This window comes from Micromonospora sp. 4G55, from assembly GCF_016803375.1.
This window is the reverse complement of record NZ_JAEVHN010000225.1, coordinates 1-9,015: the sequence shown is the minus strand read 5'-3', so window position 1 is coordinate 9,015 and position 9,015 is coordinate 1. Positions and strand designations below refer to the sequence as shown.

3 protein-coding genes and 3 pseudogenes are annotated in these 9,015 nt (G+C 73.6%); 5 read left to right on the top strand and 1 reads right to left on the bottom strand.

Annotation, left to right across the window (positions count from 1 at the left end):
- Nucleotides 1-88: 88 nt before the first annotated feature.
- Both JNW89_RS37720 and JNW89_RS38865 read left to right on the top strand, forming a co-directional pair.
- Nucleotides 89-1,000 (top strand): annotated as a pseudogene (locus tag JNW89_RS37720) (S8 family serine peptidase); the annotation flags it as partial.
- A 101-nt stretch (nucleotides 1,001-1,101) separates the two neighbouring features.
- A pseudogene (locus tag JNW89_RS38865) lies at nucleotides 1,102-1,224 on the top strand (S8 family serine peptidase); the annotation flags it as partial.
- Nucleotides 1,225-3,193: 1,969 nt separating this feature from the next.
- On the opposite strand, the gene JNW89_RS18880 reads toward JNW89_RS38865, so the two are convergent.
- Nucleotides 3,194-4,693, bottom strand: a complete 1,500-nt coding sequence (locus JNW89_RS18880; protein WP_238449912.1) for a helix-turn-helix domain-containing protein — start codon at nucleotides 4,691-4,693, stop codon at nucleotides 3,194-3,196.
- Nucleotides 4,694-4,772: 79 nt separating this feature from the next.
- Between JNW89_RS18880 and recN the strand changes: the two are divergent.
- The 3 genes and pseudogenes from recN (at nucleotide 4,773) to JNW89_RS18865 (ending at nucleotide 8,870) form a co-directional block, all read left to right on the top strand.
- Nucleotides 4,773-6,605: pseudogene (recN, locus tag JNW89_RS18875) on the top strand (DNA repair protein RecN).
- 119 nt (nucleotides 6,606-6,724) lie between these two features.
- Nucleotides 6,725-7,903 (top strand): putative cytokinetic ring protein SteA, encoded by a 1,179-nt coding sequence (gene steA / locus JNW89_RS18870; RefSeq protein WP_088962657.1) that lies wholly within the window; start codon nucleotides 6,725-6,727, stop codon nucleotides 7,901-7,903.
- Between the two features lie 28 nt (nucleotides 7,904-7,931).
- Nucleotides 7,932-8,870 carry a copper transporter gene (locus tag JNW89_RS18865; RefSeq protein ID WP_238449911.1) on the top strand — a complete coding sequence of 313 codons (939 nt, stop codon included), beginning with the start codon at nucleotides 7,932-7,934 and terminating at the stop codon, nucleotides 8,868-8,870.
- The last annotated feature ends 145 nt before the right edge of the window (nucleotides 8,871-9,015 follow it).

Here is a 9,015-nt window from a genome sequence, read left to right as displayed (position 1 = left end):
CACCTGGTCGGGTCGCCGCCACCGTCCGCCCCGGCCCGGCCGGGACCGGATCACCTTCCACACCATCGAAGCCGACGGTGGGCTGCGGGTGCTGCCCAGCGACGTCGTGCCGTACCTCTCCGCCGGTGTGCTCGACGCCGACCTCTTCGACGTGCAGGAACTGGTCGCCGACGGGTACGGCGACGCCGCGCAGGGCGCGCTGCCACTGATCGTGCGCTACCAGCAGCCGGCCGGCGGGCGGGTCCGTCCGCTCGCCGGGGCCACCGCCGCCCGCCCGCTGGAGAGCATCAACGGCGCCGCGCTGAAGGTTGGCAAGAAGGAGCTCGGCGGGCTGTGGACGACGCTGCGCGGCACGCCGCAGGCGCATACCGCGGCCGGTGCGCCGGCCCGGCTCGGCGCCGGCATCGACCGGGTCTGGCTGGACGGGCGGGTGCGAGCGGACCTGGAGCACAGCGTGCCGCAGATCGGCGCCCCGGCGGCCTGGGCGGCCGGGCGGGACGGCGCCGGTGTCGAGGTCGCCGTGCTGGACACCGGGGTCGACGCGAACCACCCCGACCTGGCCGGGCGGATCGTCGAGGCGAAGGACTTCAGCGGCACCGGCAGCGCGCAGGACGGGCACGGCCACGGTACCCACGTGGCGTCCACCATCGCCGGCAGCGGCGCCGCCTCCGGCGGGCTGCGCAAGGGCGTGGCGCCGGGTGCGCGGCTGCTCGTCGGCAAGGTGCTCGACGACCACGGCAACGGCTACGGCTCGGACATCATCGCGGGCATGGAGTGGGCCGCCCACTCCGGCGCCAAGGTCGTCAACATGAGCCTCGGCGGCGACGCCACCGACGGCACCGACCCGATGAGCCAGGCGGTCAACGACCTCACCGCCGAGACCGGCACCCTTTTCGTGATCGCCGCCGGCAATTCGGGCGCGGCGCAAACCGTCGGCTCGCCGGGCGCCGCGACCGCGGCGCTCACCGTCGGCGCGGTGGACCGCGACGACAATCTGGCCGAATTCTCCAGCCGCGGCCCCCGGCTCGGCGACAACGGCCTGAAGCCGGAGATCACGCCCCGGGCGTCGGCATCGTCGCCGCCCGCGCCGCCGGCACCACCATGGGTACGCCGGTGGACGACGCGTACACGCGGGCGTCCGGGACGTCGATGGCGACCCCGCACGTCGCCGGCGCGGTGGCGATCCTCTCTCAGGAACACCCGGACTGGACCGCCGGGAAGCTCAAGGACGCGCTGGTCAGCACGACGAAGGCGAACCCCGCGCTGACCGTCTTCGAGCAGGGCGGCGGCCGGGTTGACGTGGCCGGCGCGCTGAGCCAGCGGGTATACGGCTCGGCCACTGCCGACTTCGGCCGGGTGAACACCGGCGGTGCGGCGGTGGAGCGGACCGTTACGTACACCAACGGCACGTCGTCCCCGCAGACCCTGCGGCTGGCCTTGGAGCTCCGCAACCTGGACCGCGGTGCGGCCGAGCCGGACGGGGTGTCGCTCGACGGCACGGAGGTGACCGTGCCGGCCGGCGGCAGTGTGAACGTCCCGCTGCACGCCGACCCGGCGAAGCTGGACCGGGGAGTGCACGGAGGGTGGCTGGTGGCCACCGGCGCGGACGGTGTCGCGGTACGTACGGCCGTCGGGCTCACCCTCAGTGGCCCGATCCACACCGTCACCCTGCGCGCGCTGGACATGGCCGGGCAGTCCGGCGTGGCGACGGTGTTCACCCTCTTCGGCGAACACCACGAGTCGGACCAGCTCGGTTGGATCCCCGGTGAGGTGCAGGTGCAGGTCGAGGAGGGCCCGTACCTGCTCGAGGGGCTGATCGATCACGGCGCACCGCTGGACGAGCAGCTCACCCTGGTCACCGATCCCGAGCTGATGGTCGACCGGGACCTCACCGTGGTGCTCGACCCGCGCAAGGCCACGCCGGTGCGGATCGAGACGCCGAAGCCGACCGAGCAGCGGGCGGTGATCAGTTTCTTCGAGCACCGGATCTTCGGCAACGGCCGGCAGGTCGACCACGGCGTGATGGAGTTCAGCACGGTTCAGCAAGTGAACGTCACGCCCACCCGGCCGGTGCGCGAGGGCGAGTTCGAGTTCTCCTCCCGGTGGCAGCTGGTCGCCCCCATGGTGGACGCCAAGGTCAGCAACGTCTCCGGTCCGCTGGACATCAACCTGCTGCACCAGTCGCCGGCTCCGGACGGCCGGCGGAAGCTGCCGCTGGTGTGGGCGGGCGACGGCACCCCCGCCGAGCTGTCCCGAGCCGGGGTCCGAGGTGCGGCCGCGCTGGTCGCCAGCAGACCCGAGGTTGTCGCGGAGGACCAGATCGTCGCCGATGCCGCCGCGGCGGGCGCCGCGATGGTGCTCATGGTCCGCCCGGCGGATTGGAGCGCGTGGACGGTCTGGGCTCCCGACGGGGACCGCCTGCCGATTCCGTCGATGGTGGTCGCGTACGACGATGGGCAGCGGATGATCGCGGCGGCGAAGGCCGGAGGCGTGACGCTGGACCTGACGCTGACCCCGAACAGCCCCTACCTGTACGACGTGTGGCAGGTGTCGAAGGGGCGGATCCCGGACCGCATCGTGCACCAGGTGACCGCGGACAACACCGCCGAGGTGACCGCCCGCTACGCCGACACCGGCGGGTTCGACTGGGCCGGCGAGCAGCGGTTCGGCTGGCGGCCCTGGCAGGAGTACTCCTGGATGGACGAGAAGCGGTTGGTGCGTACCGGCACCGTGCGGCAGGAGTTCGTCAGCGCCGGGGACAACTGGTGGCAGCAGCGGGTGCTGCACCGGCTCCCCTGGTCCTGGGGCCGGCTGACCGGGGGCTCTACGCAGCAGCCCCGGCAGTACGCCGCCGACGACCGGGTCACCGAAACCTGGCACGCGCCGGTGTTTCGGCCGGCCGTGCCGGCGGGTCCCGGGGTGGCTGTGCCCACGCGTACCGGGGACAACCTCGACCTGCGGGTGGCCGAATTCGTCGACGCCGACGGCCACTACAGCCCGGCCGGGTTCAGCGAGGAGCAGGACACCGTCGAGCGCCGGCTGAGCCGGGACGGGCAGCAGATCGCCGACCTCTCCGGCGGCTGGGCACCGGTTCCGACCAACCCGGGTTCGGCCCGCTACCGGCTGGACGTCACCACGCGGCGGTCGTCGGACGAGTGGCGGTGGGCCACCCGGACCGAGACGGCCTGGGAGTTCACCTCGGGCCGCCCGGCCGGGGACAGTGCCCAGCCGCTGCCGCTGCTCCAGGTGGACTACCGGGTGCCGGCCGACCTGCGCGGCACGGTCGCCGGTGGGCGTCCGCACCAGCTGGAGCTGACGCTGCGCCAGCCGGCGGGCGTATCGGCCCCGAAGGGCACCAGCCTGCGGGTGGAGGTGTCGTTCGACTCCGGCGCGACCTGGCGGTCGGTGCCGGTGCACGGCACCGACACCCGGTACACCGCGTCGGTGCCGGCCGGCAAGGGAGCCGTGTCGCTGCGGGTGCACGCCGCCGACAGCGCCGGCAACGTCGTCGATCAGACCGTGATCGACGCGTACGGGCTGCGCTGAGCCGGGCGTCCGCGCGGGTCGACCCCCCCTCCCGCGCGGACGCCTCCGTCGGCCCGTCCGGCTGCCCGCCAGAAAATGGTGAGCAACCGGACCGGGCCGCCGCCAGTGGCCGCCGCCGGCACCGCCTTCGGGTGGCGGGACCGGCGGCGGCTCGGCCGGCGGGCAGGTCAGAGCCAGCCGCGCCGGGCGGCCTGGTAGGCCAGGCCGGGGCGGTGTCCACCCCGGCGACCGTCATCAAATCGGCGAGGCGGCGTTGCACGGTGCGCCGGCTCACCCCGAGCTGGGAGGCGATGGACTTGTCCGGCACCCCGGCCACGAAGAGCGAGAGCAGCCGGACCTCGTCGGCGTCCGGCAGGTAGCCGTCCGCCTCGCCGGCCGGCGAGGTGGCGGACCGCAGCGGAGTGGCCACCAGCCAGTGACTCTCGAAGAGGGCGAGCAGCGCGTCGAGCAGTTGGCTGCGGCCGATCACCGCGGCGCTCGGCTCTCCGACGTCCCGGTCGGGCACCAGCGGGCAGATCGCCGTCCGGGCGTCCACGATGGCCAGCCGGACCGGCAGCCGGTCCAGCACCCGGGCCTGCTCGCCGGCGCGTACGCCCAGCTCCACGTCCGCCAGCGCGCCCGGTTCGAGGAGCATCTCCCGCTCGTAGATGGCCCGGTAGCGGACCCCGCGGGCCAGCGCGTCGAACTCCTCGACGTTCTCCGATCCGGGCATCGTCAGCGGGTTCGCCCGGCAGAACCAGAGCACCTCGCTGCGCGCCGAGTTCTGCACGTCGCGCAGCCGTTCCCGGAGCACCCCGGCGCCGGTGATCACCTCCACCAGGTGGTCGGCGTCGTGCCGGCGCAGGCCGGCCCGGTACTCCTCGGTGAGCCGGGTGACCGCCGCGCGGGCCGCCTCCAGTGCCTCCTGGCGGCGCAGCAACGCCTCGCCGAGCGCGACGTCGGGGGCCAGCGGCCGCAGCGGTCCGTCCGGGTCGGGACCGGTCGGCAGGACCAGCCCCTTGTCGCGCAGGGTGTCGAGCTGGGCGACGACCTCGGCGCGCGGGCGGCGCAGCCACCGGGCCAGCTCGTCGACCCGCGCCACGGTGAGCTGCACCAGGCGGCGGTACAGCTCCTCCTCGTCCGGGGTCAGGCCGATCACGTCCAACACGGGGCTGAACTGTACGCACGACTCCCCCCGGCGTCGCCGGCTGGTCAAGTGTCGGGGGCCGCGTCTACTGTCGGTTGCTGTGCTGGAAGAGCTGCGCATCACCGGACTGGGCGTCATCGAGGACACCACGCTGCCGTTGACCGGCGGGATGAACGTCATCACCGGCGAGACCGGTGCCGGCAAGACCATGGTGGTGACCGGCCTCGGCCTGCTCTTCGGTGGCCGGGCCGACGCCGGGCGGGTCCGGGCCGAGCCGGGCCGGGCGGTGGTCGAGGGGCGGCTGCGCCTCGGTGGCCGGCTCGCCGACGCGGTGCACGCCCGGATCGTCGACGCCGGCGGCGAGCCCGACGAGGACGGCTCGCTGCTGCTGGCCGCGCGCCGACGCGGTGCACGCCCGGATCGTCGACGCCGGCGGCGAGCCCGACGAGGACGGCTCGCTGCTGCTGAGCCGCACGGTCACCGTCGAGGGCCGGTCCCGGGCCCACCTGGGCGGGCGGAGCATGCCGGTGTCGATGCTCGGCGAGGTCGGCGAGCAGGTGGTGGCGGTGCACGGCCAGTCCGACCAGCTGCGCCTGCTGCGTCCGGCCGAGCAGCGCGCCGCGCTGGACCGGTTCGCCGGGCCGGAGCACGAGAAGCTGCTCGACGCGCTGCGCGAGGCGTACGGCCGGTGGCGGCACGTGGTGGACGACCTGGCCGACCGGCGGCGCAACGCCCGTGCCCGCAACCAGGAGGCCGACCTGCTGCGGCTGGGCCTGGACGAGATCACCCGGGTCGACCCGCAGCCCGGCGAGGACGACGAGCTGAAGGCCGAGGCGCAGCGGCTGGAGCACGCCGAGGGGCTGCGCACCGCCGCCCAGCTCGCCCACCAGTGCGTCGCCGGTGGCGCGGAGGCCGCCGACGAGACGCCCGACGCCACGGCGCTGCTGGGCACCGCCCGGCGCACCCTCGAGGCGCAGGCCGGCACCGATCCGGCCCTCGGCGAGCTGGCGGCCCGGCTGGAGGAGGCGGCCACGCTGGTCGCCGACGTCTCCGCCGAGCTGTCGACGTACCTGGCGGCGCTGGACGCCGACCCGGCCCGGTTGCAGGTCATCTACGAGCGACGGGCCGCGCTGCGCGCGCTGACCCGCAAGTACGCCGACGACGTCGACGGGGTCATCGCCTGGGCCGAGCGGGCCCGCACCCGACTGTCCGACCTGGACAACTCCGACGAGCTGCTCGACGAGCTGGACCGCGAGGCCACCCGGCTCGCCGGCGAGGTGGCCGAGCTGGCCGGCCGGGTGTCCACCTCCCGCCAGGAGGCGGCGACCCGCTTCGCCGAGCAGGTCACCGTCGAGCTGGCCGGACTGGCCATGCCGCACGCCCGGATCGACGTGGCGGTGGTGCCGCGGCCGGTGGGCCGGACCGAGCCGAGCCTGCCGGTCAACGGCGCCGAGGCCGGCATCGGCCCGGACGGCGCCGACGAGGTCGAGTTGCGGCTGCTGGCCCACCCGGGCGCGCCCTCGCTGCCGCTGCAGCGCGGCGCCTCGGGCGCGAGCTGTCCCGGGTGATGCTCGCCATCGAGGTGGTCTTCGCCGGCTCCGGCGGCCCGCCCACGCTGGTCTTCGACGAGGTGGACGCCGGTGTCGGCGGCCAGGCGGCGGTGGAGATCGGCCGCCGGCTGGCCCGGCTGGCCCGCAGCCACCAGGTGCTGGTGGTCACCCACCTGCCGCAGGTGGCCGCCTTCGCCGACCGGCACCTGGTGGTGGCGAAGGACACCGGGGGAGCGGTGACCACCAGCGGGGTCCGTGTGGTGGAGGACACCGAGCGGGCCCGGGAGCTGGCCCGGATGCTCGCGGGTTTGCCGGATTCCGACCTGGGTATCGCGCATGCGGAGGAACTCCTGGCGGTGGCGGCCAAGGAAAGGCGGCCCTGACCGTCGCTATTGTGAGCGCAAGCACACCGGCCTGCGCTCCGGTGTGCTTCCCTGGGTAGGCGGCCCTGCTCAGGCATGTCGCGACAGAAAAGCCTGCCTCACATGCCAGGATGGTCACGATGCGTCTACCCACGTTGCGCCGGACCCGGAACGCGGAACCGGGCTCAGTCCTCGGCACCGCACGTCTCGATCGTCGTACGAAACGGCTGGTCGGCCGGCTCCGCCCCGGTGACATCGCGGTGATCGACCACGTCGACCTGGACCGGGTGGCGGCCGACTCGCTGGTCGCCGTCGGCGTCGCCGCGGTGCTCAACGCCAAGCCGTCGGTCTCCGGGCGCTACCCCAACCTCGGCCCCGAGGTGCTGGTGGGCGCCGGCATCCCGCTCCTGGACGACCTGGGCGAGGGGGTGTTCGAGCGGATCCGCGAGGGCGACACCATCCGGATCGAGGGCAACACCGTCTACGTCGGCGACGAGCCGGTCGCCCACGGTGAGCTGCAGGACGCCGAGACGGTGGCCAAGGCGATGGCCGACGCCCGCGAGGGGCTGTCGGTCCAGCTCGAGGCGTTCGCCGCCAACACCATGGACTACCTGCGGCAGGAACGCGACCTGCTGCTCGACGGGGTGGGCGTACCGGACATCCAGACCCAGGTCCAGGGCCGGCACTGCCTGATTGTGGTCCGCGGCTACGACTACAAGGACGACCTGGACGTGCTGCGCCCGTACATCCGGGAGTTCAAGCCGGTGCTGATCGGCGTGGACGGCGGGGCGGACGCGCTGGTCGAGGCGGGGTACACCCCCGACATGATCATCGGCGACATGGACTCGGTCACCGACGACGTGCTGCGCTGCGGCGCCGAGGTGATCGTGCACGCCTACCCGGACGGGCGGGCGCCCGGCCTGGCCCGGGTCAACGGGCTCGGCGTGCCCGCGATCACCTTCCCCGCCGCCGCCACCAGCGAGGACCTCGCGATGCTGCTGGCCGACGAGAAGGGCGCCTCGCTGCTGGTGGCCGTCGGCACCCACGCCACCCTGGTGGAGTTCCTGGACAAGGGCCGCGGCGGCATGGCCTCGACCTTCCTCACCAGGCTCAAGGTCGGCGGCAAGCTGGTCGACGCCAAGGGCGTGAGCCGGCTCTACCGGCAGAGCATCTCGGGCTCCTCGCTGCTGCTGCTGGTCCTCTCGGCGGTCGCCGCGATGGCCTCCGCGGTGGCGGTCTCCACCGTCGGGAAGGCGTATTTGGGCGTGGTCTCGGAGTGGTGGGACAATTTCGTGTTCCAGCTCGGCCAGCTCTTCTAGCTCCCCGACCGATCAAGAGGCTGCAAGCGTGATCAACTTCCGGTACCACGTGGTGTCCCTGACCGCGGTCTTCCTGGCGTTGGCCATCGGCCTGGTGGTCGGCACGGCCGCCCTCAACGGCCCCGTGGCGGACTCGCTCAAGGAGAACGTCAACGCGCTGCGCAAGGACAACCAGCAGATGCGTCAGTCGGTCAACAACATGCAGAAGGAGCTGGAGCTCGAGGAGGACTTCGCCGCCCAACTGGCGCAGGTCGTCCTGCCGGGCAAGCTCACCGGCAAGCGGGTGCTGGTGCTGAGCCTGCCCGCCGGCCGCGACCACACCGAGGGCGTGCTGAAGATGCTCGAACTCGCCGGGGCCGACGTGACCGGCCGGGTCGACCTGCAGGACAAGTTCATCAACCCGGACAACAACACCAACCTGATGGAGCTGGCGGTGACCGCCGCGCGGCCCACCGCGCCCGCCTCCGCGCTGCCCGGCAACGGCAACGGGGTGGAGACCTCCAGCGCCCTGCTGGCCAGCGTGCTGCTCGACCGGGCCCAGGGCGCCCCCGCCGTCACCGACGCCGACCGCCGGGCGGTGCTCAACTCGTACGCCAACAACGGCTACCTGACCACCGAGCAGAAGGTCACCGGGTCCGCCGAGGCCGTCGTGCTGGTCAGCGGGCAGCCGTACGTGGACAAGGACTCCGCCAAGAAGGACGAGTCCGTGGTGAAGGTCGCCGAGCAGTTCGACCGGACTGGCTCGATCGTGGTGGGCGGCAACGGCTCGGCCGGCGGCAACCTGGTCGCGATCGTCCGGGGCGACCCGGTGCTCGCCCAGACCATCTCCACCGTCGACAACGCCAACACCGTGCAGGGCCAGCTGGTCACCAGCCTCGCCCTGGTGCAGCAGCTCACCGAAAAGAAGGCCGGCCAGTACGGCGTCGGCGACAACGCCGCGTCCCTGCTGCCTAGACTGCCCCAGTGAGCGAACGACGTACCCCGGTGACCGGAGTCCACCCCAGCGTCGCATCCGGCAGGGCCGCGTGAACGGGCTGGGGCGGCTACTGGCCGCCGCCGTCGGCGCCGCGGCCGCCCGGTACGCGCTGCGCGAGATCCGTACCGCCCCGCCG

Coding starts and splice junctions, on each gene's coding strand:
- steA (WP_088962657.1), top strand. CDS start 6,725: ATGCGTCTACCCACGTTGCGCCGGACCCGGAACGCGGAACCGGGCTCA.